Source organism: Proluteimonas luteida (assembly GCF_021191695.1).
In the GTDB taxonomy this organism is placed as follows: domain Bacteria; phylum Pseudomonadota; class Gammaproteobacteria; order Xanthomonadales; family Xanthomonadaceae; genus Luteimonas; species Luteimonas luteida.
Genome location: NZ_JAIWPT010000013.1, coordinates 107,132 through 131,350, shown reverse-complemented (window position 1 = coordinate 131,350; position 24,219 = coordinate 107,132). Strand labels below are relative to the sequence as shown.

The window sequence follows — 24,219 nt, the reverse complement described above, 5'->3', positions numbered from 1 at the left end:
TCTCGACCCGCCACGCCAGTCGACACGATGGCGGGTCGAGACCCGCCCTACCTCTGTTGACCCGCAAACCGATGTGAAGGGCGCCCGGCAAGCCGCGCCGGCAGCCAAAGACTGTCGCGTGCGCGGAGCGGGCTGCGTTCAGAGCCCGGCGAGCTGGCGCGAGGCGACCACGGCCTCGACCCGGTTGCGCACGTTCAGTGCGCGGAAGATCGCCGCGAGGTGGATCTTGACCGTACCTTCGCTGATGTTGAGGTCGCGCGCGATGCTCTTGTTGGGCTTGCCCATCGCCAGCAGCCGCAGCACGTCGAGCTGACGCTCGGTCAGCAGCGAGCGCAGGCCGCTCAGCGACGCGTCCGCGTGCGCTTCGCCGATCGCCGGCCCGGGCGCCGGCGGGGCGTCGGGATTGAACAGCATCGGCGGGATGTAGACCCCGCCCGACAGCACCAGCCGCACCGCCGACAGCATGATGTCCGGCGAATACGCCTTGGGGATGTAGCCGCGCACGCCGATGTCGAGCAGCGCCTTCATCTGCCGGCCGTCCTCGGCGCCGGACAGCACCACCACCGGCAGTCCGGGATGGCGTTCGCGCACCTCGACCACGTGCTCCAGGCCGTTCGCGCCCGGCATCGACAGGTCCATCAGCAGCAGGTCGAACGCGGCATCGCGGGCGAGCAGCGCATGCAGCTCGTCGATGGTCATCGCGGTCTCGAACGTCGCGTCGTCGCCGAGTTCGGCGAGCTTGCCCTTGACCCCTTCGAGGATCAGGTGATGGTCGTCCGCGATCAGTATCTTCATCCAGCGTTCTCCCGGCGGGCCGGTGCGCAACGCGGGCGGCAACGCGACCAGCGGCACGATAGACGCAGCACCGACGCGCACGCAAGGCGCGCACCTGCACGAACGGCATAGTCCCTACGGTGTATGGCCGCCGGCCGGCGTGGCGCCGAACATCCCGATGTTGGCGACCAGCAAGGGGCATGCCGTGGCGACACGCGCACTGGCGGTGCGGAACCGGAGGAATGGCATGCCGTGGCGTGGACGCCGCGCCGCGCGCCGCATGCTGTTGTGGGTGCTGCTGCTGGCGGCCGTCGCGGCGGGCGGCGCGGCGCAGGCGGGAACATTCGACTGGCGCACGCGCGGGGTGCTGTTCCGCGTCGTCGCATTGCCCGTGCAGACGCCGGCGCCGGCCGTGGATGCCGATGGCGGGGCCGCGGCGGTAGATCTCGAAGCGGCAGATGTCGAAGCCGGGGACGTCGAAGCGGACCTACCGTCGACCACTGTCGCGGCGACCGCCGAACCCAGCTACATCTTCGCGACGATCCACTACGGCACGCCGGATGCGCTGCTGCTGTCGCTGCCGGCGCTCAGGCACCACCTCGCGCAGACCACGGTGCTGGTCAACGAGGTCGACCTGGGCGCCGACTGGCAACCGGAATACGAGAGCTACCGGCGCCTGCCCGAGGGCCAGCGGCTGCAGCGGATGATCGGCGAGGACGCGTTCGCCGAGCTGCAGCGGCTGCTGCCCGATCGCGACCCCGCGGCGCTCGACCGGCTCAAGCCGTGGGTTGCGATGAGCCTGCTGGAGTTTCCGTTCGACAGCGACGAGAAGAGCATCGACGCGCTGCTGCAGGATTGGGCGACCGCGGGCGGCCTGCGCAAGACGCATCTGGAAAACCTGCCCGACCAGCTGGCCGCGCTCGACTGCGTGCCTGCGCACGAGTACGCGCGCGTGCTGCAGCAGCGCCTGCTCGGCGGCTGGTCGTTCGACCTCGATGCCGAGCGCACCGTCGGCTACTACCGCGAGCGCGACCTGGCCGCGTGGCTCGACGACATCGACGGCAGGCACGGCCTGACCGGCGCCGCGCTGGCCGCCGAGGCGGAGGCGCAACGTTGTCTGATCAGTGTGCGCAATGCGCGCTGGCTGCCGGTGCTGCAGGACCTGCTGCGCGCAGGCGGCGCGTTCGTCGCCGTCGGCGCGATCCACCTGACCGGGGAGCAGGGCCTGCTGGTGCAGCTCAGCCGCAGCGGCTTCGACGTCAGCGTGGAACCGTGGTGAACCGCGACGACGCCCGCGCGGGCCGCACACGCACGCCGCCGGCGGATTCTCCGCACGGGCGGTTGCCGCACGCCGGCGGCGACGGCGCCATCCCGGCAATGGAGACAGCATGACGACGAAGGGACTGAGACAGGTGTTCTGGGGGCAGGGCAGTTTCCTGTCCGCGCAGCACCTGCAATGCCAGGACGCCTGGCAGCGCGGCTACAGCCTCAGCCTGCACGCGCAGGCGGTGCCGTTCTACTGGGGCTACGAGGTCCTGCAGCTGCGCGAGGACGCGCTCGGCAGCGGCGTCGTCGATCTCGACCGCTTCACCCTGTACACCCGCGACGGCGAGCGCATCAGCGGCGGCACCTCCTACAGCCATGCGCGCGGCAACGCGCGGGTGCCGGCGCGGAATCTGGCCGAGCTGCAGGTCACGACCAAGGATCCGGTGTCGCTGTACCTGGTGATGCAGCGCGACCGCACGCTCGATACGCATGCGCGCGGCAACGGCCGCCTGTCGCCGCGGCACTGGCTCGACGCCAGCGAGGTCGCCGATCCGTTCGACCCCGCGTCGGCCGCTGCGGACGTCGATTTCCTCGGCTACCAGCTGCAGATCGTCACCAGTCTCGACGATGGCGCCGAGGCCTTGCTGCAGAGCTGCGAGGCCTACAAGTTCGCCGAGATCGTCGCCACCGCGCCGGGCCGCTACAAGCTGGCCGGCGACTACGTGCCGCCGGTCGTCGCGCTGTCGGCGTCGGACAACCTCGCGCGCTGGACCCGCGCGCTGCGCGACCTGCTGGTCTCGCGCGGCCAGGACTTCGCCGCCGCCAAGCGCCAGCGCGGCATCCGCGCCGCGTCGACCAGCGCCCAGGAGGTCATGCGCCTGGTGATGATGCAGAGCTTCGCGCGCTACATCTGCGCGTTCCAGGAGCATGCGCGGCTGGGCATCGTCTCGCCGTACCCGCTGTACCAGCAGCTGCGCGAACTGGTCGCCGAGTTCTCCGCGTTCTCCGAGGACATCAGTTACTTCGGCGGGCTGCGCGGCGATCCGGCGCGGACCGAACTGCCCGACTACGACCACGAGAACCTGCGGCTGTGCTTCCGCCGCGGCTTCGAGCGCGCCGAGACGCTGATCAAGGCGCTGACGGTGGGTGCCGAGGTCGGCATCGCGCTGACCTACGACGGCCAGTTCTACAAGGCCGCGTTGCCGCCGAAGCTGTTCGAGTCCGACAAGACCCGGTTCTACCTCGCGTTCGAGTCCGACGTCGGCGGTCAGGAACTGTTCCAGCGGCTCTCGCGCACCGGCAAGATCGCCCCGGTCGAGGAGATGCCGCGGCTGCTGCAGGCGGCGCTGTTCGGGCTGAAGATCGACCTGCTGCCGGTGCCGCCCGAGGAGCTGCCGCAGAAGACGCCCAACACGACCTATTTCCTCGTCGATACCCATCACCCGTTCTGGGGAATGATCCGCAACAACCGCAACATCGCGGTGTTCAGCGACCTGCCGTCCGACGAGACCGTCATCAGGCTCTACCCGGTCGGGGCAGAGGAGTGAGGCGGTGAGCGTCACTCGCCCGCCTGCTGCGACCGCCGCCGAACGCCCGTGGCGGCGCGCCTTGCCACGGACGCCCGGCGACCGTCCGGCGACGGCGTCGATCGACTCTCAACCTCTGGGGACCGGACGATGAGCCGCCTGTTCGACCATTTCGTCCCGCTGTTCTCGTTCGGGCTCGAACTCGACGAGCAGATCGCGCAGGGCCGGGTCGAGCGCAGCGTTGCCGACGTGCACGGCGCGGCGAAGACGCTGATCGATCGTGCGCGCAACGCCGCGCTGGCGGCCGGCCACCGGCCCGAGCATGTCGAGTCGGCGACGTTCGCGCTGGTCGCCTGGCTCGACGAGGTGGTCGCCCGCAATCCGGCGTTCTGGGGCGGCTCCACGCCGCTGCAGGTGGCGCTGTTCAACACCAACAACGCGGGCAACGAGTTCTTCTACAACCTCGGCAACCTCAAGGCCGGCGAGGACGAGGTGCGCGAGGTCTACTACCACGCGCTGCTGGCCGGCTTCGTCGGCCAGTACTACTACGAGACCGGCGACACCGGCGAGCTGGGCAAGCTCAAGGAGCTGCACGCGCGCCAGCTGCCGGTCGAGCCGGCGCCCACGCACGTGCTGCGCGAGGAGAAGATCACCCCGCAGCCGTACGCGGGCAAGGATCCGTCCGGGCCGCGCTATCCGCGGCAATGGGACCGGCTGCTGCTGAAGGCGGGCCTGGCGGTCGCGCTGCTGATCCCGCTCGCGTACCTGGCGTGGTTCTTCCTGACCCCGGAGACCGACCGCGGGCCCAGCGTGCAGCAGCTGGTCGACCGCCAGCTCGCGACCTACCACTGCGCCGACCTCGTCGCCACCGTCGATCCCGACAACGCGGTCGCCGTCAGCGGCTACGCGGCGACGCCCGACGACGTCGAACGGCTGCGCCGCGACATCGCCGCGACCGCCGGGGTGAAGTCGGCGGCGTTCGACGTGCGCGTGCGCATCTGGCCGCACTGCGAGGTCATCGCGCTGCTCAAGCCCTACCGCGAACGCAATCTGGCGCAGCGCATGGGACTCGAGGTCACGCCGACCACCGGCCATTCCGACCGCTTCGTCGAGAACGAGCGCGTCATCGTCAACCTGACCAACGCCAACCAGAGCGGCTACCTGTACGTCGACTACTACACCGTCGAAGGCCAGGTCGCGCACCTGTTCCCGGCCGACGGCGAGCCCGACAGCACGCGTCTGCTGCAGCCGGGCGAACGCTTCGACGTCGGCGCCGCGCAGCAGACCTGGACCATCGGTCCGCCGTTCGGCCAGGAGCTGATCACCGTGATCGCCTCGCCGGTCCCGCTGTTCGACCAGCCGCGGCCGCTGGTCGAGGACGACGCGCGCGAATACCTGGCGCGGCTGCGCGGCGCGCTGGCCGCCGGCGACGACGCCGGTCAGGCGGCGAACTTCCTGATCATGCAGACCGAGCCGGACCGCAACGCCGGAGGTGTGCCATGAGCCTGCTCGCACGATTCAGCGGCCTGTACGCGCGCGTTCCCGGGCTGTCGTGGATCGCGCGGCTGCAGAAACCGCTGCTGCGCAACGTGCTCGCGGTCGCCGTCGCGCTGGTGCTGGCGCTGCTGCTGGTGTGGGTGCTGATCGGCCTGCTGCCGCTGGTGCCGGGACGCTTCTGGCAGCTGGCCGGGCTGTGCCTGATCGGCTTCGCGGTGCTGTGGTGGTTCCTGGTCGGCGCCAAGCGCTATTCGCGCCGCGGCTTCAGCAACAAGCGCATCGGCGACCTCGGCCCCGGCAATCCGGACGACGAACGCGAACCGCTGGCGCGGATGCGCGCGGCGATCGCCGAGGCCAAGGGCACGATCCGGCGCTCGCCCGACATCGACAAGGGCCGCGACCCGCTGTACCGGGTGCCGTGGCTGCTGTTCCTCGGCGATGCCGACGCCGACACCACGGCGCTGCTGGCGTCGGCGTCGCGGGTCTCGCCGTTCCCGCCGCCGACCCAGGCCGGCGCCGATCCCGACCCGCTGTGGCGCTGGTGGTTCTTCCGCTCGATGATCGCGATCCAGATGCACGCGCGCGTGGTCTGCGAGCCCGGCGCGCGCCTCGATCGCGGGCTGTGGTACCAGGCGCTGCAGCTGCTGCGCAGCGAACGCGACAAGCTGGCGCTCAACGGCATCGTGGTCTGCGTGTCGGCGCAGACCCTGCTCGGCAGCGCGGACCAGGTCAAGGCGGCGGGGATCCGCCTGCGGCGCCTGGTCGACGAGGCGATGGAACACCTGCAGATCCGGCCACCGGTCTACTTCGTCGTCACCGGCCTCGACCAGCTGCACGGCTACGCCGACTTCCGCGCCGCGTTGCCGGCCGAGGCCTTCGAGCAGGCGCTCGGGTTCCGGCTGGCGGACAGCGAGGTCGTCAGCGCGGCGACGTCGGGCCGGCTCGACGACATCCTCGGCCCGGTCGTCGAGCGCCTGCACGCGCTGCGCGAGACCGCGCTGCGCAGCCAGTCGACGCCCGACAAGCGGCGCGGCGTGTTCGAGTTCGTGCAGGCGTTCCCGCGCATGGCCGACGGGCTGCGGATCTTCGTCGACCAGCTGCTCGCCGACAATCCCTTCCAGCGCACGCCGCGCTGGCGCGGCCTGTACTTCGCCGGCGGCGGCGGCGCGGGGCATGCAGGCGGCGCGTTCGTCGCCGACCTGTTCACCCGCTTCCTGCCCAGCGACCAGCCGCTGGCCACGCCCAGCCTCAAGGGCAGCGCCGGCCGCATGACCGGCGCGGGCCTGGGCGTCGCGGCGATGCTGGGGCTGTCGGCGTACCTGAGCTACGGCCTGTTCACCGCGTGGCAGGAGGACACCCAGCTGCTGGCGCAGACCCGCGCCGCCTGCCAGGAGACCCAGGGCAGCGGCGCCGGCGGCCGCATCGCCTGGGTCGCCGCCTGCGGCCGCACGATCCAGCAGCTCGAGGCGGCTGCCGCCGGCACCTCGCTGGGATTCGGCATCCGCCGCAGCGACCGCGACATCGACGCGTTGAAGGCGCGCGTGGTCGAGGATTTCTCGCGGCTGATCCTGGCGCCGTACGACCAGATGCTCGGCGCCGACCTGGCCCGTGGCGAGGTCGGGCTCGACCACGCGCTCGCGGTCGCGCAGCGGCTGCGGCTGCTCGATCGCTGCCGTCGCCAGCGCGCGGAGTGCGAGCAGGAAGCGGCCGGCAACGTCGTGTTCGATGCGCAGTCGCGGCTGTTCGCGCCGTTCCAGTCCGGCGACGGCGACATTGCTGTCAACCGCGAGCGCGCCGCCGCCCTGTTCGACACCTACCTGGGCTATCTGCGCTGGCAGCACCGCGGCATGCTCAACGACGAGCAGCAGCGCCTGCTCGGCGAGTTCGAGAAGATCGCCGCGCGCTACCAGCCGCGCCCCGCCGACCTGGAACAGTGGGCCGCCGCCCGACGCGACCCGGTGCGCCTTGCCGACTACTGGCTGCCCGCCGACCGCGTGGTCGGCGTCGAGGCCGGGTCGCTGCCGGAGATCCCCGCCGCCTACACCCGCGAGACCTGGGACGGCGTGGTGGCGCCGTGGCTGGCAACGGTCGCCGACCGCCTGCCGGCGCGCGCCGCGGCGACCGACGCATTCCGCGCGGACTACTTCGGCGCCTACTTCGCCGCCTGGGGCGCGTTCCAGGCCCGCTTCCTGGAGGGCGCGCAGCTGTGGCGCGGGCACTACGACGAACTCGCCGTGCGCGCGGGCGGCGCCGACAACCCGTACCGCTTTTTTTTTGACAGTGCCCAGCACCACCTGTTCGGACTGCCGCTGAAACTCGGCGCCGGTGGTCGCTGGGCGAACGCGTGGGCCGCGGCCAGATCCGACTGGCTGCGCGGCTGGCGGCCGATCGGCGGGTTCCTCGGACAGACCGTCAAGGGTTGGTTCGGCGGCGGCCCGGTGGTCGAGCCGCCGCCGTGGCTGCCGGCGATGCAGCAGAGCCTGCGCGACGTGCTGGCCCGGCAGCAGCCGCTGTACGCCAAGGCCTACCTGCAGCTGGAGGCCGATGGTGCCGGGCAGGAGATGTACCGGATCGCCGCGGCCTTCTACCAGGCGCGCGGCCGGCCGGCCGACGGGCCGGGCGCCGACTATGCCGAGCTGCTGCAGTCGCTGGAAAAACCCGACGAGCAGGCGGCCACCGAGTTCAGCGGCGCGGACATGGCCGCGTGGTCGGTCGTGCAGGGGCCCGCCCGGTTGCTGCTGCTGCTGACCGTGCAGCGCGCCGCGCAGTACGTGCAGACCCGCTGGAACGACAGCGTCGTGCAGCCGATGGCGGCGTTGCCGGCGCACGAACAGGTCGATGCGCTATACGGTGCGCAGGGCAAGCTGGACGCGTTCGTCAACGACTGGCTGGCGCCGTTCATCACCGAGCGCGAGCGCACCCCGGTCGAGGTCGGCGGCATCGCGCTGCCGTTGTCGAGCGGCTTCCAGGACGTGGTCAGCGGCAAGCGCCAGTTCATGCCGCTGCTGGGCGAGGACAAGCCGTTCATGGCCGGCAACTTCGTCTTCGCCGGGCCCAGCCAGGCCGGCGCGTTGCGCGAGGCGCCGGAAGGCACCGTGCTGGAGATCGACTGCAAGGAACGGCTGTACCGCGCGGTGTCGAACGCGCCGTCGCTGGCCGAGGCCAAGGCCTCGGTGTTCTGGTCGCCGCAGTCGTGCGTCGAGGCGCGCATCCGCATCGCGCTGCAGCCGCCCGACGCGCTGGATTCGATGATGGACGGCGGCGCGCCGACCGGCGATCCGCTTGCTGCACCGCCAGCCGCGGCCGCCGAGCCGGCGCTGCAGCTGACCCGGATCTATTCCGGCCCCGAGGGGTTCCGCGAGCTGGTCGAGGATTTCTCCGACGGCGTGCAGGACTACCCGGCCGTCGCGTTCCGCGACGCCTACACCCCCGCGCAGTGGAGCGAGCTGGTGCCGCGCCTGCGCGAGGCCGGCTTCAGCGGCGTGCGCGTGCTGCTGCAGGTCGAACCGACCGACGAACTCAACCGCTACCTCTCGGCACGCGACCGTCCGGCAAGCGTGCCGGCGTCGATCGTCGACCAGGGCCCGACCGCGCTGTCCCAGGAGATTCCCGATGCACATTGACATCAGCGAGTGGCTGAAGCCGATCCGCGACGACGCGCCATGCGGCGACGACGTCAGTTTCAGCGACACCTTCGACCGCATCCGCGAGGCGCGCCGCGCCGACGACCCCAACCTGTCGCAGGGCGACTGGGAACACGAGCTCAAGGTCGCCAACTGGCGCGAGGTCATCACCCTGGCCGGGCGCATGCTCGGCGAACAGAGCAAGGACCTGCAGGCGGCCGCGTGGCTGGGCGAGGCGCTGATCGCCCAGCACCACCTCGACGGTGCGATCGCCGCGTTCGAGCTGCTGGCCGCGCTGCAGGAGCAGTACTGGGACGGCCTGTACCCGCTGGTCGACGACGGCGACCTCGACGAGCGCGCCGCCAAGATCGCCTGGTTCCGCGACTACGGCACGCTGGCGCTGCTGGGCCTGAAGCTGGGCGAAGGCGAGGGTGGCTACACGCTGGCCGACTGGCAGGTCTCGCGCGACGTCGACAACCTCGCGCGCCAGGACGCCAACGCCCACGAGCAGGCGCTCGGCGAAGGCAAGCCCAGCGGCGAGATGTTCGACAAGGCGATCGACGCCAATCCCGACGGTGTCCTGCTGGCCTGGCACGAACGGATCGCGCTGGCGCTCGAGGCGTTTGGCCGCTTCAAGGCGGTCAGCGACGCGAAACTCGGTAATGCCGGCCCCAGCCTGGCGAAGCTCGAGGACCAGCTCAAGCGCCTGCAGCAGATCGTCACCCGCGCCGCCAGGGCGAAAGGCCTGATCGCCGACAGCGCCGCTGCCGGGGCCGGGACCGGCGCCGATGACGAGGCGGCCGCCGCCGACGGCACGTTGCCGGCGCCCGCGGCACCCGCCCCCGTCGGCGGCGCGCTGAACCTGTCGACCGGCGGCGTCGCATCGAAAGCCGCAGTAGTGCGCTCGCTGGTCGAGATCGCCGCGTGGTTCCGCCGGGTCGAACCGCACAGCCCGGTGTCGTTCCTGCTCGACCGCGCGGTCGCGTGGGCCGACACCCCGCTCGACCAGTGGCTGGGCGAGGTGCTCGGCGACGATGCCGCCCTGTCGCGGATCCGCAGCCGCATTGGCCTGCCGGACTGATTTCCAGCGTTCCAACACCAAACGGCATAGGCCTTCGATCGGCCGTCCGTCGGATTTTTAACCCCCCGACCGCCGCCTAGACTCGTTTCACGGCTTGAGGTTCGCGGCGGGCCATCACCAGGAGAAACACGCATGGCCAAGAAAGAAAGCACCCAGCACAAGCTCGACCGCGTGCGGGCGCCGCGCGTCCAGCTGACCTATGACGTCGAGGTCGGCGACGCGATCGAGAAGAAGGAACTGCCGTTCGTCGCCGGCGTCGTCGGCGACTTCTCCGGACAGCCCGCCGAGCCGCTGGCGAAGATGAAGGAACGCAAGTTCGTCAACATCGACAAGGACAACTTCGACGACGTGCTCAAGGGCATGAAGCCGCGGGTCCAGACCCAGGCCGAGAACCGGCTCAAGGGCGACGGCTCGAAGATCGGCGTGGAACTGACGTTCAACAGCCTGGAGGACTTCAGCCCCGAGCGGGTGGTCAACCAGATCGATCCCCTGCGCAAGCTGCTCGAGGCGCGCCAGCGCCTGGCGGACCTGCGCAACAAGATGGCCGGCAACGACAAGTTCGAGGAACTGCTCAGCGACGTGCTGAAGAACACCGACCAGATCACCCGGCTCAGCAAGGAGCTGCCGTCGTCGGAGGACGACGCGTGACCGGCACCGGCACCTTCTCGAACGCATCGCACGCAACCACCCGGGGACACCGACATGGCTGAAACACAGACCCAGACCGCGCCTGCCGCGGCCGCCGAAGCCGCCGAGAGCGGCCTGCTCGACCAGATCATCTCCAAGAGCCGGATCGCGCGCTCGGACAGCGAGCGCGACCGCGCCCGCGACCTGATCGGCGAACTCGTCGGCCAGGTCATGGACGGGACCATCGTGATCTCGAACGACGCCATCGCATCGCTCGACGCGCGCATCGCCGACATCGACCGGCTGATCTCCGACCAGCTGTCGGCGGTGATGCACACGCCGGAGTTCCAGAAGCTGGAGGGTTCCTGGCGCGGGCTCAAGTACCTGGTCGACAACACCGAGACCAGCACCACGCTGAAGATCAAGGTGTTCAACTGCACCAAGAAGGACCTGGTCAAGGATTTCAGGAACGCGTCCGACTTCGACCAGTCCAACCTGTTCAAGAAGATCTACGAGGAAGAGTACGGCACCTTCGGCGGCGCCCCGTTCGCGACCCTGATCGGCGACTACGAGTTCACCCGCCATCCCGAGGACATCTACCTGCTCGAGGAGATCTCGCACGTGGCGGCCGCGGCGCACGCGCCGTTCCTGTCGGCGGCGTCGGCCGAGCTGCTGGGTTTCGACGACTTCACCGAGCTGTCGGGCCCGCGCGACCTGGCCAAGATCTTCGACACCGTCGAATACGCCAAGTGGAAGTCGTTCCGCGCGTCCGAGGATTCGCGCTACGTCGGCCTGGCGATGCCGCGCGTGCTCGGCCGCCTGCCGTACGGGCCGGACACCGCGCCGGTGGAGGCGTTCAACTACACCGAGGACGTCAGCGGCAAGGAGCACGACCGCTACCTGTGGACCAACGCCGCCTATTCGCTGGGGGCACGGGTCACCGATGCCTTCGCCAAGTACGGCTGGTGCGCGGCGATCCGCGGCGTCGAGGGCGGCGGCCTGGTCGAGGGCCTGCCCACGCATACCTTCAGCACTGACGACGGCGAGGTCGCGCTCAAGTGCCCGACCGAGATCGCGATCACCGACCGCCGCGAGAAGGAGCTGGCCGACCTGGGCCTGGTGCCGCTGGTGCACTGCAAGGGCACCGACTACGCGGCGTTCTTCTCCACCCAGTCGGCGCAGAAGCAGAAGGAGTACAACACCGACGCGGCCAACGCCAATGCGCGCCTGTCCTCGCAGCTGCAGTACATCTTCGCGGTCTCGCGCATCGCCCACTACCTGAAGTCGATGATGCGCGACAAGGTCGGCAGCTTCGCCTCCAAGTCCAGCGTCGAGAACTTCCTCAACACCTGGATCGCGCAGTACGTGCTGCTCGACGACAACGCCTCGCAGGAGCGCAAGTCGCAGCTGCCGTTGCGCGAGGCCCGGATCGAGGTGGCCGAGATCCCCGGCAAGCCCGGCGCCTACAAATCCGTCGCGTTCCTGCGACCGCACTACCAACTCGACGAGCTCAGCGTGTCGCTGCGCCTGGTGTCCGAGCTGCCCAAGTCCGCCCGCTGAGTGCGGGCGCTGATCCAACTTCACCAACAGGAGATTCAAGATGTCCACCACCGACATGTTTCTGATGATCGACGGAATCAAGGGCGAGTCCGCCGACGAAAAGCACAAGGACGAGATCGACGTGCAGTCGTGGTCCTGGGGCGAGTCCAACGCGGGTTCGATGGCGCTGGGCGGCGGTGGCGGCACCGGCCGCGTGCAGATGCAGGACTTCAACTTCACGATGCTGATGAACAAGGCATCGCCGATGCTGATGGACGCCTGTGCCCAGGGCGCCCACATCAAGAAGGCGGTGCTGACCTGCCGCAAGGCCGGTGGCGGCCAGCACGAGTACCTGGTCATCACCTTCGAGGACCTGATGATCTCCAGCTACCAGACCGGCGGCGGCGGCGGCAACACGCTGCCGATGGAGTCGATCAGCTTCAACTTCTCCAAGATCACCCAGGACTACAAGCCGCAGGCCGCGGCCGGCACGCCGCAGGGCTCGGTGTCCAAGAGCTACAACCTCAAGACCAACAAGGCGGCGTGAACGCCTTGCCGGTGGCGGTCATCGGGGCGCGGCAGCCCGCATGCGCAAGGCATGCGGGTCTGCCGCAACCGGCCTCGGTCCCGGGCGCGTGGCGGTGCGATGGCCCTGAAGCGGGGATCCCGGCATGCGCCGCAGCCTGATCGAACGCCTGAGCTCGGAACGCGACGACGAGCCGCGCCATGCGCAGGACTACCGCTCGATCAACGATCTGCGCGATGCGGTGACGCGCGATCTCGAGGAACTGCTCAACACCCGCTCGGAGGGCTTCCGGGTCCTGCCGCTGGCCTTTCCGGAATGCCGCGAATCGTCGCTGACCTACGGCATCCCCGATTTCTCGTCGCAGGGACTGCTCGGTCCACAGGACCGCGACCGGGTCCGGCGCGCGCTGGAGAAGGCGATCCACCTGCACGAGAAGCGCCTGACCCGGGTGCGCATCGCACTCGAGCCCCCACGCGAACACGAACGCGCGCTGCGCTTCCGCGTCGACGCCGTGCTCGATCTCGGCGCCGATCACGAGAAGGTACGCTTCGACGCGGTGCTGCAGCTGGCCACGCAGGTGTGCGCGGTCAGCTGAAACGCATGCGGGCGTCGCATCGCGTAGAGCGTGCTCCGCTGGAAAGTCCTGGTTCCTGGCCGAGTCCCGGGAGTCGCGGTCGTAGGTCGGGGCCACGCCCCCGACGCCAGGATTTCAGACCAGGCGGAATGGACGGATCCCCCGCACCTCGTGAATCCGGAGCGCCGTGCACGTCGGCCGGGTGGGCCGACCGACGCTGGAGGCATTCCACGCACTTCACTCGACCAGCAGCGCCACCCTGGCCGCCATCCGCAGGTTGTGTTCGAGATGGTCGGCAAGGTGCCTGCGCCAGGCCGCGGCATCGGCGCCTGGCGCGTCGCCGGGCAGGGGCTCGCCGCTGGCGGCCATGGCGTCGGCCAGGTCCGCCAGCAGCATGCCGCGGTCGCGACTGCCGTCCAGCAGCAGCACCAGTTCGCGCAGCACCCGGTCTTCCAGCGCGACCGTCGACGGCCGCAGCGAAGTCACCAGGTCGCCGCCCCGCTGCAGTTGCGCCCGCGCCAGCGGACTGGCCTTCGGGCGGGCGTCCGGCTGCGCGGCGAACCGGGCGGCGTCGCAGCGCACCTCCACCAGTCCGAAGCGCAGCGCCGCCACCAGGGTCTCGCGCAGCATGGCCGCGTCGTCGTCCACGTCGGTACCCGCGGCAACGCGCGTGCGCGCCGCCGCCAGCAGTGCGTCGAAACCGATGCAGGCCGGATGACGTTCGCCGATGATCGCCAGCGCCGCCTTCGGCACCGGGGCATCGACCCGCAACGCCGAACCGGCGCGATTGCTGAAGCGGGTCCACGCGCCGGGCGCTGGATCGATCGGGTCCGGATCGCTGTCGATCTCGCCACACAGCTGCAGCGCGTCCAGCGCGGCCGGGTCCGCGCGCAGGTGCGGCGCCAGAACCGCGCGGCACAGCAGCGTCTGGCGGAAGCGCCGGCCCTTCAGGAAGTCGAGGTACTGCTCCTTCAGCAGCACGTCGCGCGTCGCCATCTCGGCAAGCATGCCGGCGATCGCGTCCGGCGCGACGTCCTCGGCCATCTCGCTGTAGTCGGCCTCGGCGAGGAACCGCATGCCGAAGCGCGCCGCATGCGCGGCAAAGTCGGTGATCGACACCGGCTCGTTGATCTGCGCCAGATCGTCGTGGAACAGCACCGCCGGGTCGGTGCCGGCGATCAGGCTCTCGACCTCGTGCCGGACCGTCGCCGCGTACGGGCCGTCGCCGAGCACGCCGTGCTCGAGGAAGCGCAGCAGCGCGACCGCCTGGCGGATCTTCATGTGCGGGTCGGCGACGTCGCGGGTATGGAAGCGCAGCATCTGCCAGAACATCCGCCGGATGTGGCAGCCCGGCAGCGTGTTGTAGCTGATGTAGGCGACGCCGTTGCCGGTCAGGTGGTCGCGGCACAGTGCCAGCAGCGCATCGCGGACCGCGTCGGGCACCCAGGAGTAGAACCCGTGCGCGCAGATGTAGTCGAAGTCCGGCGCGGGCGGTGTCCAGGTGGTCAGGTCGGCGACCTGCAGGTGCAGGTTGTCGAGGCCGAGCTGCCGGCGCAGCTGTTCGCCACGCGCGATCGCGACGCCCGACATGTCGATGCCGACGAACTGCGAACCGGGCCAGGCCTGGGCCAGCGGCAGCAGGTTGGAGGCATCGCCGCAGCCGATTTCCAGATAGCGGCAGCGCGCCGGCGACGCCGCGGCAATGCCGTGCAGCCGGGCGATCGCCGCAAGCAGGTCGGGATGGGTCTGCGGGCGGACGTGGCCGGGGTAGTCGACGACGTCGTAGGCGAACCCGTCGTCGCCGTCGGCCGCCTGCGCGGGCGCGTCGGTCCTGGCGCGCACAGCGACGGGCGCGCCGTTCACGCGGCGACGAGCTTGAGCGCGAGCGCGGCGACCATCGCCTCGCGCAGTTGTTCGGGGGTGACCGGCTTGTACAGCACCGGGATCCGCGCCGCGCTGATCTCGCGCAGCCGCTCGGTCTTGGTCTCGCCGGTGATCAGCAGCCGGGCGAAGCCGCCGCCGCCCGTCGCGCGGTAGTGGTGCTGCAATGCGTTGATGACCTCCAGGCCGTTGCGGCCGCCACCCAGCTGCAGGTCGCTGACCACGATGTCCGGCGCCCGGTCCCAGTCGCGCGCGATCCGCAACGCGTCCTCGCCGCAGGACGCGGTGCGCACGTCGCAGCCCCAGCTGTCCAGCAGGATCTCCAGGCCTTCGAGGATCGCCGGCTCGTCGTCGATCGCCAGCACCCGCAGGCCGGTCACGTCGAGCGGTCGCTCGGGCAGCGCGCGCCGCGCGGCGCGGCAGACCCCGTCGGCGACCGGGACCTCGATCGTGAACAGCGTGCCGCGGCCGGGGCGCGAACGCAGCGTGATCGGGATCGCCAGCAGGTTGCACAGCAGGCGCACCGTCGACAGCCCGAGACCGAGCCCGTGGCTGTGGTGCTGGGCCGACGACGGCGGCCGGTCGTGGCACTGGAAGAATTCCTCGAACACGCGCTCGTGCAGCTCCGGCGCGATGCCCGGCCCGGTGTCCCAGACATCGATGCGGACCCGGTCGCCGCGGCAGCGCGCGCCGACCAGCACGCCGCCTTCGCCGGTGTAGCGGATCGCGTTGGAGACCAGGTTGTTGACGATCCGCGACAGCATCAACCGGTCGCAGTGCACGTGCGCGTCGGTCTTGCGCATGATCAGGCGCAGGCCACGCTGTTCGGCGTCCATGCGGAAGGTCCGGCTGGCCTCGTCGAACACGCTGTCGAGCGCGAAGCTGGCCGGCGCCGGCTGCATCGCGCCCGCCTCCAGCCGCGACAGGTCGAGCAGGGCGTTGAACAGGTGGTCGAGCGAGTGCACGCATTCCTGGATGTGGCGGATGCGGCTCAACCGCACCGGATCGTCCTCGCCCAGCACCAGCGCGGAGGAGAACAGCGTCAACGCCGACAGCGGCTGGCGCAGGTCGTGGCTGGCCGCGGCGAGGAAGCGCGTGCGGGCCTGGTTCGCGGTTTCCAGCGCGGCGTTCTTGCGTTCGAGTTCGAGCGTGGCCGCCTCGACCTGCCGGCGCATGTCGCGGTTGGCGCTCAGCAGCGCCGCTGCGTGCGCGTTGAAGCCATGCTGCAGCTTGCGTACCTCGCCGGTGCCGGTGATCGGCAGCGCCGGTAGTGGCCTGGCCGCATCGAAGCGGGACACCGCATCGGCGAGTTCGACGATCGGCTGCGCGGCGCGCGCTGCGCTGCGCCGCGCATGGCGCGCGACCAGCGCCAGTCCGGCGGCGAGCAGCAGCAGCGCGGCGGCCGGCAGCTGCCATGGCGATGCGGCGATGCCGGCCCCGTGGGCATGGGCGTACAGCGTGCCGATGCGACGGCCGGCGGCGTCGTGCAGCGCGACCGCGACCGGATCGCGGGTGCGCATCGGGCCGGCCTTCGCGACCGGCAGGCGCGCCGCATCGTCGATCGCCACCGAGGCCAGCATGCGGCCGTCGACCCAGGCCTCGGCCAGCCGCTGCAGTCCGGCCCGGTCGCCGTGGGCCAGCGACGACGCGGCCGCGAGCGCGGCCTGGCGGATCGCCATGTCGGCGGCCTGCGCCGACACCTGCTGCGCCTGCCAGGTCGCCAGGCCGAGCAGCGCGACCACCAGGGCCGCACCGAGCGCCGCGGCAGGTGCCATCGCCAGGCGCCACAACCGTCCGGCCAGCGTGTCGTCCGCCGGGACCGGCCGCGGCGTGCGCCCGGCCGCCACCCGCCGGCCGGGGATCCCGATGTCCCGCATTGCGATCCCCATCCTCCCGCCTTCACGTCGCCGGCACGACACCGGCGTCCATCACACAGGAACGAGAAACCGCACCCGCAACGGACAGGGGCCGCCGGTGATCGGCACGGTTCCGCCGCCTGGTGCGCATCAAATGTGTCACGCGTCACATAAATCCGAGCGGATTTCCGGAATCGGGCCGCCCGATGCCACCCTGTCGCGCGATCGCCGGTTGACAAACCGTTGCCGCTATCGCGTTCTGTATGCTCGTGTCCGCACACATCCTTTGGGGAAAGATGATGTCTTCAACGAATTCGACGCCGGTGCGGCAGCCTTGGCTGCGCCTGGCTGCCGGCGCCGGTCTGGCGCTGGCGATGGCCGCCTGCGGCAGGTCCGACGAGGCCGCCACCTCGCCTGCGCCCACCACGCCCGCCGCGGTCCAGGCCGAGGCCGCGGAGGAAGCGGCGAAAGTGCAGGAGGCCGCCGACGCCTCGATCGCCGCACTGTCGGTAGAGCAGCTGCGCGAGGAGGCCGGCCGCGCCTACCAGGAAAGCCGGCTGTACTCGCCGGCCGGCGAGAGCGCGATGGAGTACTACCTGGCGCTGCGCGAGAAGCAGGCGGGGGATGCGGCGGCGTCCAGCGCGCTGATCGACCTGCTGCCGGTGACCGTCATCGCCACCGAACAGAGCCGCGACCGCCAGGACTTCGCCGAAGCCCGCCGGCTGCTGGGCCTGATCGAGCGTGCCGACCCCGCGCATCCCGCGCTGGACCGGCTGCGCACCAGCATCGCCGAGGCCGAGGAACAGGCGGCGCGCCGCGCCGCGCAGCAGCTGCTCACCGCGGAGCAGGAAGCGCAGCGCCAGCAGCAGCTGCAGGCCGAGCGCGTGCAACAGCAGCAGGCCGCGCAGGCCGCCGCCGCGCAGGCCCTGCAGGCGGAACAGGAACGGGCCGCGCAGGAGGCCGCCCGCCAGCAGGCCGAACGCGAGGAAGCGGCGCGCCGCCAGGCCGCCGAGCGCGAGGAGGCCGCGCGCCTGGAGGCCGAGCGTCAGCGCCAGGCCGCGCAGGCGCCGCCGCCCCCCGCCGCGCCGACCCCGGCCCAGCTGCAGCCGATCAGCACGCCGGCGCCGCGTTATCCGGCCGATGCGCTGCGCGCCGGCACCAGCGGCGAGGTGCAGGTGGAGTTCACCGTCGGCGTCGACGGTTCGGTGACCAACGCCCGCGTGGTCCGCGCCGACCCGCCGCGCACCTTCGATCGCGAGGCATTGGCTGCGGTGCGCCGCTGGCGTTTCGAGCCGGTCGCCGCGCCGGTCACCACGCGCCGCACGATCGGGTTCTCGCCCGGCAATAACTGAGTTGCCCGGTGGCGTGGACGGAAAAGCCCGGCGAATGCCGGGCTTTTTCGTGGTTCATCGTCCAAGTCCGGGAAAGACGCGCGCCTTGCGTAGGTCGGCCCCACGCGGCCGACACGCGTGGTGTCCGGGTTTGCGAGATGCCGGGGGATCCGCCGATGACCGGGCGTCCCGCGTCGGGGGCGTTGCCCCGACCTACGACAGGTGAATCCCGGGAATCGGAGAAGAACCTTTTTCATGGCCCGTCCGGTGTTCCGCGCGTCGGCCGCGTCGGGCCGACCTACGGTCGCATCCGGCCGGGCCGCGCCGGGTGATGCTTCGCGTAGGTCGGGGCCACGCCCCGACGCGCGGGATGGCGGATGCGATGGCCGGCGATGTCGGCCCGGAGGCGTCGGGCGCGCCGCCGGTTCCGTCAGCCCGACGCGGGCGGATCAGCCCGAGACCGCCAGCTTCTCCTGCCGGTAGCGGTGCACCGCGGCGAACCACAGCAGGCCGGCGAGCGTCAGGCTGGCGGCGAGATAGATGCCCCAGACCTGCATCGGGATCGGCTCGGCGCGGATGATCTTCAGCAGCAGCTGGTTCTGCGCCAGGAACGGCACCGCGAACTGCCAGGCCTCGGTCTTGATCGGATTGATCATCAGCACGAAGCTCGGGACCATCGGCAGCAGCATCAGCCAGACCATGTGGCTCTGCGCTTCCTTCATGCTCTTGGCTGTCGCGGCCAGCAAGGTCAGCAGCGAGGTGCCGACCAGCAGCATCGGCAGCAGCACCAGCAGCATCCTGCCGATCGCCGGGAAGCTGACGTCGAGCATCCGTGCCGCGCCGGTGCCCGTCTGCGCGCTGAGCTTGAAGGCCAGCATCGTCAGCAGCAGCGACAGCACGCCGATCACGCAGGCCGCGGCGATCTTGCCGCTGACGATCGCGCCGCGCGTCGCGGGCGTGGCCAGCAGCGGTTCCAGCGACTGGCGCTCGCGCTCGCCGGCGGTCGCGTCGAGGATCAGGTAGGAGCCGCCGATGAAACTCGACAGGATCAGCAGGTAGGGCAGCAGCAGCGCGAGGATCACGCCGCGCTTGGCTTCCTCGGTCGCCAGGTCGCGGCTGCCGATGCCGATCGGCCGCACCACCGAGGGGTCGATGCCGCGCGCGAGCAGGCGCAGCGTGCCGACCTGGTCGCCGTAGGCGCCGATCGCCGCGCGCACCCGTGCCCTGGGCACCTCCGAACTGCGCCGCGTGCTGTCGCTGAGCAGCTCGACCGTCGCCGGCCGGCCCGCATGCCAGTCCTCGGCAAAGTCCGCGTCGATGGCGATCGCGACATCGACCTGCTGGCTGGCGATCGCCGCGTCCAGGTCGTCCGGCGGATCGACCGCGCGGATGCCCAGCGTCGCCAGGTGCGCGACCAGGTTCGGCGCGCGTTCGGCGCCGAGCACCGGCACCTCGAGGATCTTGTCCTGCTCGGTCTTCATGCGCTTCTCGGCCATGAAGTTCATGCCGAACATCATCAGCGGGTACAGCAGCGGGCCGAGGAACAGCGCCATGAACAGCGTGCGCCGGTCGCGACGGATGTCCAGCAGCTCCTTGCGCATCACGCACCACAGGGCTTTCAGGTTCGACGTTCCGCGATGCGCGCTCATGCCAGCAGGCCCTCCTCGGAACCGATCGCGCTGACGAAGGCGTCCTCCAGGTTCTGCGTGGCGAAGCGCTCGCGCAGTTCGTCGGCGGTGCCGGCGGCGACAACGCGGCCCTTGGCGATGATGACGATGCGGTCGCACAGCGCGGCGACCTCCTGCATGATGTGGCTGGAGAAGATCACGCAGCGGCCGTCGTCGCGCAGCTTGAACAGGAATTCGCGCATCGCGCGCGTGGTCATCACGTCCAGGCCGTTGGTGGGTTCGTCGAGGATCACGTTGCGCGGGTCGTGCACCAGCGCGCGCGCGATCGCGGTCTTGGTGCGCTGGCCCTGGCTGAAACCGTCGGTCTGGCGGTCGAGGATGTCGTCCATGTCCAGCTGCGCCGACAGCACCCGGATGCGCGCGTCGATCTCCGCCTTCGACATCCCGTGCAGCTCGCCGAAGTAGCGGATGTTCTCGCGCGCGGTCAGGCGCTTGTAGACGCCGCGCGCATCGGGCAGCACGCCGAGCACGCGGCGTACCGCGGCCGGGTCCTGCGCCGCGTCGATGCCGTCGACGACGACGCTGCCGCTGTCGGGCCGCATCAGCGTGTAGAGCATGCGCAGCGTCGTGGTCTTGCCGGCGCCGTTGGGGCCGAGCAGCCCGGTGATGCGGCCGTCCCCGGCGACGAAGTCGACACCGTCGACCGCAGCGACCGGGCCGGTCCTGGTCTTGAAGGTCTTGTGCAGTTGCTGGGCGGTGATCATCGAAAGTCCGTGATTCGTGATTCGTGATTGGTGATTGGAAGAAGCGGAGGGTCGCAACGGCGATCGCGATGGCTGACGGAAACGGCGTCGCGCTTTTGCCGTTTCGAATCACCCATCACGAATCACCCATCACGGCTCTTCACGGCTCCCACCCGTTGAAACTGGTGAACGGCGGCACCGGCCGCATCGCGTCGAGGCAGCTCGCATCGAGCGCCGCGGCGTCGGTGGATTCGATGAACTGCGCCAGCAGCTTGGGCATGCAGCCCAGTGCCAGCGTGCCGTGGCCCTGGCCCTTGAGCACGAGGTGGCGGCCGTTGGGCAGCTGCGCGAGCACGCGCTCGGCATAGCCCGGCGGCGTCACTGGGTCCAGTTCGCCAGACAGCAGCAGCGCCGGTGCGTCGGAGCGCAGCGGCGCGGTGTGGTCCGCCGGCGGCGCGCCGGCCGGCCAGGTGCGGCAGGCGCCGAAGAACATCCGGGCCACGCCGGGGCCGAGGATCGTGTCGGCGGCCCTGGCATCCTCCCTGTAGCGGCCGGCGTCCTCGGCGCAGATCACCGACCACTGCATGCCGCGGTTCATCTGCCCACCGACGCTGCTGTTCATCAGCTGCGACAGCGACAGCAGTGGCCCGTAGCGGCCGTGGCTGGCCTCGTCGAGCATCAGCGGCAGCAGCGACGCGGTCTGCGGCGCGTACGAGAACAGGAACGCGAGTCCGGTGACGGTATCCGGCGTCACCGTGCCGTCGCGCTGCTCGCCGCTGCCCGGGTCGCGGTAGGCGACCTCGACCGGCGCGGCCTGCAGTGTCGCCATCACCCCGCGCAGCTGGGTGTGCAGGTCGTCGGGGAAGCGCCGCCGGCACGCGGCGTCGGCGCTGCACTGGGTCGACTGCAGCGTCAGCGCGTCCTCGAAGGTGTGCGCGAACTCGCCGCCGACGACCAGGTCGTTCGGCGCCACGCCGTCGAGCACCAGGCTGCGTACGTGCTGCGGATACGCGGCGGCGTACTGCTGGGCGACGCGGGTGCCGTAGGAGCCGCCGACCAGGTTCACCCGGTCGGCGCCGAGCGCGGCCCGCACCGCGTCCAGGTCGCGGATCGCATTGCCGGTGGTGTAGAAGCGCGGATCGGCGCGGCCCGCGAGGCCGGCCAGGCACCGGCCGACGAAGGCATCGAGCTGCGCGTCGGTCGGCGCGCTGAGCGCATCGATCTCGAGCGGCGCGCCGTCGGCGTCGACGCAGTCGAGCGGGTTCGATTGTCCGGTGCCGCGCTGGTCGACCAGCACGATGTCGCGCTGGCGCCGGACCTCGCGCAGCGCGAAGTTGATGTGCGCAGCCAGTTCGGTCGCGGCCTGGCCGGGCCCGCCGGCGAGGAAGAATACCGGGTCGCCGGTGCCGCCGTCGCCGTCGGCCGGCAGCCACGCGAGGTTGAGGCCGATGCTGCGGCCGTCGGGCGCGTCGGGATCCTCGGGCACGTCGAAGGTCGCGCACTGCGCCTCGACGCGCATGGATGCGTTGCCGCCGTCGAGCGTGCAGCCGTGGAAGGCGATGTCGCCGAACTGGCGCGTGGCGCGCGCGGGCCCGCTGTCCTCCGGCGCGGCGGCGCCGTCCGCGCAGCCCGCGACCAGCGCAGTCACGGTCAACGCCAGCAGCAGGGGCGTCAGCTTCTTCATGGCAGGTCTCTCATGGCAGATCTCTTCACGTCACGTCCTCGAACAGGAAAATGGACTCGATGGGCTCGCCGAACTCGCGTGCGATCCGGAACGCCAGCGGCAGGCTGGGGTCGTACTTGCCGGTCTCGATCGCGTTGATCGTCTGTCTCGACACGTCCAGACGCTCCCCCAGCTGCGCTTGTGACCAGCCGCGCGCCTCGCGCAGGTCGCGGACCCGGCTTTTCATCGCGCGCTCACCGGTAGCGCCGCGCCGAGACGCATTTGAAGACGCCGTACAGCAGCATGTAGCCGGGCAGGATCCAGATCAGCACCACCTGGCCGGAGACGGACAGCACCCGCGCGCTGACCAGCAGGCCCAGGGCGAAACTACCGGCGGTCAGCACCAGCGCCGCCAGCGCCAGCGCCTCGAGCTCGATCTTGCGCTGCAGCTCGTCGACATCGCGGACGAAGCGCAGCATGGCCCGCGCGGCGAAGCCGATCGGCACCACCGGCGCCAGCGCCAGCAGGATCCGCAGCGCGGCGTGTTCAACATGGCGCAGCGCCAGCGTGGCCGCGAACAGCACCAGCACGTAGCCGAGCATCGCCGGCAGGAACTCGCGGAGGTAACGGCGGTGGACGCGCTGCATGGCCGGCCATGTGTCAAGGATGCTTGACACGGAGCATCGCTTGACGCCATTGAGATGTCAAGCGTGCTTGACAGCGGGTCAACCGTGCTGCGCTGGAACCGCGGACCCGGGTCGCGTCAAGCCGCTCCCGCGTCGCCGCCGATCCGCGAATCCAGCTGGTCGAGGTACTCCCGGAACAACAGCAGGCTGGCCGCGTCGGGTATGCGGTCCTGCAGGGCCCGGGCGTCGGCCAAACGCCCGAGGGCGGCTGCCGGGTCGCCATCGAGCAGCGCCAGTTCGCCGTCGAGCCAGGCGCGGTACGGCGACAGGTCGAGCAGGCCGCCGTCGCAATGTGCCCGCCATGCGGCCAGCAGCGCGCGGTCGCGTGGCAGCAGCGCGGCGTATCCGGCCAGCGCGATCGCCACCGAGGGCCGGTACACGTCCGGTGCCCGGGCGAACGTCGCGGCCAGCGCCCCGGCCAGCGCCCGCGCGGGCGCGGCGTCACGCCGGTCGACCGCCACCGACAGCCGCAGCAGTCGCGCCACCAGCGCCAGCAGCGGGCTGCGGTCGGCATCGTCGACGGCCGGCAGCAGCGCATCGGGCCAGTCGCGCGGACGCACGCCGGCCATCGACATCGCCATCAGCTGGTTGACCCGCAGTTGCAGCGCCGCGTCGGGCGCACCGCGCAGCAGGTCGAGCAGGCCGCGGCCGTCGGAACGCCAGCCGTGGGTCCGGAACGGCAGCAGGTTGGCGAGACCCAGCAGCAGCGCACCCATCGCCACGCCGAGCAGCGCGAGCGCGAGCAGCGGGGTGCCGGCCAGCAACCGGGCCACGCCGATGCAGGCGGCCGCGGTCAGCAGGTTGGCAAGAGGACCACCGAGCACGAACACGACCTGGTCGGTCGTCGACAGGCCGCGCTCGCCGCGCGGCAGCAGCGCGGCGAAACCGCCGATGCCGCGGATGCCGCCGCCATTGCGCCAGCGCCAACGTCCGTCGCCGCCGCGCTCGGCGCGGAACGGGCCGACCCCGAACGCGACCGCCTGCATGCCGCGCGACAGCCCGGCCAGCGCGTGGCCCGCTTCATGGATGACGATGTGCGGCCACAGCCCGACGAGGAAGCCGGCCAGCAGCGCCAGGCCGCCGCCGCGCGGCAGGCCGTCGAGGATGCTGCTGCCGAATGCCGCGATACCGAAGCCGGCCACGCCGCCGCCGAGCATCCAGCCGGCCAGCCCGAGCAGGCGCCGCCACCACGGCGTTGCCGCGGGCGCCCCGGCTCCGGCCGGCGGCGGGAACAGCGCCGCCGCCGACGGGTCGCGATCCCCGGACCGGGAAACAGCGGGGTTCGCCTCGGCGGCAGCGGGGTCCGGCATGTGGGCGCTACCTGGCGTCGATGGACTTGCCGCGGTGCGCAGGCACCGTGCACGCGGCGCTGGCGCATCGCGCGTTGCGCCGGGCCGG

General features: G+C 71.1%; 19 protein-coding genes. 10 read left to right on the top strand and 9 right to left on the bottom strand.

Annotation, left to right across the window (positions count from 1 at the left end; translation table 11 throughout):
* Window positions 1-138: 138 nt before the first annotated feature.
* On the bottom strand, window positions 139-795 hold the full coding sequence (locus LDO26_RS12800; protein ID WP_232131483.1) for a LuxR C-terminal-related transcriptional regulator: 657 nt from the start codon (window positions 793-795) through the stop codon (window positions 139-141).
* Window positions 796-1,021: 226 nt separating this feature from the next.
* Here LDO26_RS12800 and LDO26_RS12795 point away from each other — a divergent pair, with 226 nt between their 5' ends.
* From LDO26_RS12795 to tssE, 9 genes are all read left to right on the top strand, one after another.
* The gene (locus LDO26_RS12795) at window positions 1,022-2,053 is read left to right on the top strand and encodes a TraB/GumN family protein (RefSeq protein WP_232131482.1); all 1,032 of its coding nucleotides are present in this window, start codon (window positions 1,022-1,024) and stop codon (window positions 2,051-2,053) included.
* Window positions 2,054-2,162: 109 nt separating this feature from the next.
* Window positions 2,163-3,587 (top strand): type VI secretion system baseplate subunit TssK, encoded by a 1,425-nt coding sequence (gene tssK / locus LDO26_RS12790; RefSeq protein ID WP_232131481.1) that lies wholly within the window; start codon window positions 2,163-2,165, stop codon window positions 3,585-3,587.
* A 129-nt stretch (window positions 3,588-3,716) separates the two neighbouring features.
* The gene (locus tag LDO26_RS12785) at window positions 3,717-5,069 is read left to right on the top strand and encodes a DotU family type IV/VI secretion system protein (RefSeq protein ID WP_232131480.1); all 1,353 of its coding nucleotides are present in this window, start codon (window positions 3,717-3,719) and stop codon (window positions 5,067-5,069) included.
* Window positions 5,066-8,686, top strand: coding sequence for a type VI secretion system protein (locus LDO26_RS12780; protein WP_232131479.1), 3,621 nt, complete (start codon window positions 5,066-5,068; stop codon window positions 8,684-8,686). The genes LDO26_RS12785 and LDO26_RS12780 overlap by 4 nt, the downstream gene beginning before the upstream one ends.
* Window positions 8,676-9,767, top strand: coding sequence for a type VI secretion system protein TssA (tssA, locus tag LDO26_RS12775; RefSeq protein ID WP_232131478.1), 1,092 nt, complete (start codon window positions 8,676-8,678; stop codon window positions 9,765-9,767). The genes LDO26_RS12780 and tssA overlap by 11 nt, the downstream gene beginning before the upstream one ends.
* Window positions 9,768-9,899: 132 nt before the next feature.
* Window positions 9,900-10,415, top strand: a complete 516-nt coding sequence (tssB, locus tag LDO26_RS12770) for a type VI secretion system contractile sheath small subunit (protein ID WP_232131477.1) — start codon at window positions 9,900-9,902, stop codon at window positions 10,413-10,415.
* A gap of 54 nt (window positions 10,416-10,469) precedes the next feature.
* Entirely contained in the window at window positions 10,470-11,954 is a 1,485-nt protein-coding gene (tssC, locus tag LDO26_RS12765; RefSeq protein ID WP_232131476.1) for a type VI secretion system contractile sheath large subunit, read from the top strand.
* A 40-nt stretch (window positions 11,955-11,994) separates the two neighbouring features.
* Entirely contained in the window at window positions 11,995-12,480 is a 486-nt protein-coding gene (locus LDO26_RS12760; protein ID WP_232131475.1) for an Hcp family type VI secretion system effector, read from the top strand.
* Between the two features lie 124 nt (window positions 12,481-12,604).
* Complete coding sequence (gene tssE, locus LDO26_RS12755) at window positions 12,605-13,054, top strand: type VI secretion system baseplate subunit TssE (protein ID WP_232131474.1); 450 nt, start codon at window positions 12,605-12,607, stop codon at window positions 13,052-13,054.
* Window positions 13,055-13,270: 216 nt separating this feature from the next.
* On the opposite strand, the gene LDO26_RS12750 is transcribed toward tssE, so the two are convergent.
* Both LDO26_RS12750 and LDO26_RS12745 read right to left on the bottom strand, forming a co-directional pair.
* Window positions 13,271-14,896 (bottom strand): methyltransferase regulatory domain-containing protein, encoded by a 1,626-nt coding sequence (locus tag LDO26_RS12750; RefSeq protein WP_232131473.1) that lies wholly within the window; start codon window positions 14,894-14,896, stop codon window positions 13,271-13,273.
* Window positions 14,893-16,791: an ATP-binding response regulator gene (locus tag LDO26_RS12745; RefSeq protein ID WP_232131472.1), complete on the bottom strand. Its 1,899-nt coding sequence runs from the start codon at window positions 16,789-16,791 to the stop codon at window positions 14,893-14,895. Before LDO26_RS12745 ends, LDO26_RS12750 begins: the two co-directional genes overlap by 4 nt.
* Window positions 16,792-17,069: 278 nt before the next feature.
* On the opposite strand from LDO26_RS12745, the gene LDO26_RS12740 reads away from it, so the two are divergent.
* Window positions 17,070-18,122 carry an energy transducer TonB gene (locus LDO26_RS12740; RefSeq protein WP_232131471.1) on the top strand — a complete coding sequence of 351 codons (1,053 nt, stop codon included), beginning with the start codon at window positions 17,070-17,072 and terminating at the stop codon, window positions 18,120-18,122.
* A gap of 428 nt (window positions 18,123-18,550) precedes the next feature.
* Here the strand turns inward: LDO26_RS12740 and LDO26_RS12735 are convergent, their stop codons facing one another.
* From LDO26_RS12735 to LDO26_RS12710, 6 genes are all read right to left on the bottom strand, one after another.
* Window positions 18,551-19,750 (bottom strand): ABC transporter permease, encoded by a 1,200-nt coding sequence (locus tag LDO26_RS12735; protein WP_232131470.1) that lies wholly within the window; start codon window positions 19,748-19,750, stop codon window positions 18,551-18,553.
* A complete protein-coding gene (locus LDO26_RS12730; RefSeq protein WP_232131469.1) occupies window positions 19,747-20,493 on the bottom strand; it encodes an ABC transporter ATP-binding protein in 747 nt (248 codons plus the stop codon). The genes LDO26_RS12735 and LDO26_RS12730 overlap by 4 nt, the downstream gene beginning before the upstream one ends.
* Before the next feature lie 139 nt (window positions 20,494-20,632).
* Entirely contained in the window at window positions 20,633-22,156 is a 1,524-nt protein-coding gene (locus tag LDO26_RS12725) for an alpha/beta fold hydrolase (RefSeq protein ID WP_232131468.1), read from the bottom strand.
* A gap of 25 nt (window positions 22,157-22,181) precedes the next feature.
* Window positions 22,182-22,382 carry a helix-turn-helix transcriptional regulator gene (locus LDO26_RS12720; protein WP_232131467.1) on the bottom strand — a complete coding sequence of 67 codons (201 nt, stop codon included), beginning with the start codon at window positions 22,380-22,382 and terminating at the stop codon, window positions 22,182-22,184.
* A gap of 7 nt (window positions 22,383-22,389) precedes the next feature.
* Window positions 22,390-22,782 (bottom strand): hypothetical protein, encoded by a 393-nt coding sequence (locus LDO26_RS12715; protein WP_232131466.1) that lies wholly within the window; start codon window positions 22,780-22,782, stop codon window positions 22,390-22,392.
* Window positions 22,783-22,898: 116 nt separating this feature from the next.
* On the bottom strand, window positions 22,899-24,131 hold the full coding sequence (locus tag LDO26_RS12710) for a hypothetical protein (RefSeq protein WP_232131465.1): 1,233 nt from the start codon (window positions 24,129-24,131) through the stop codon (window positions 22,899-22,901).
* Window positions 24,132-24,219 lie beyond the last annotated feature (88 nt).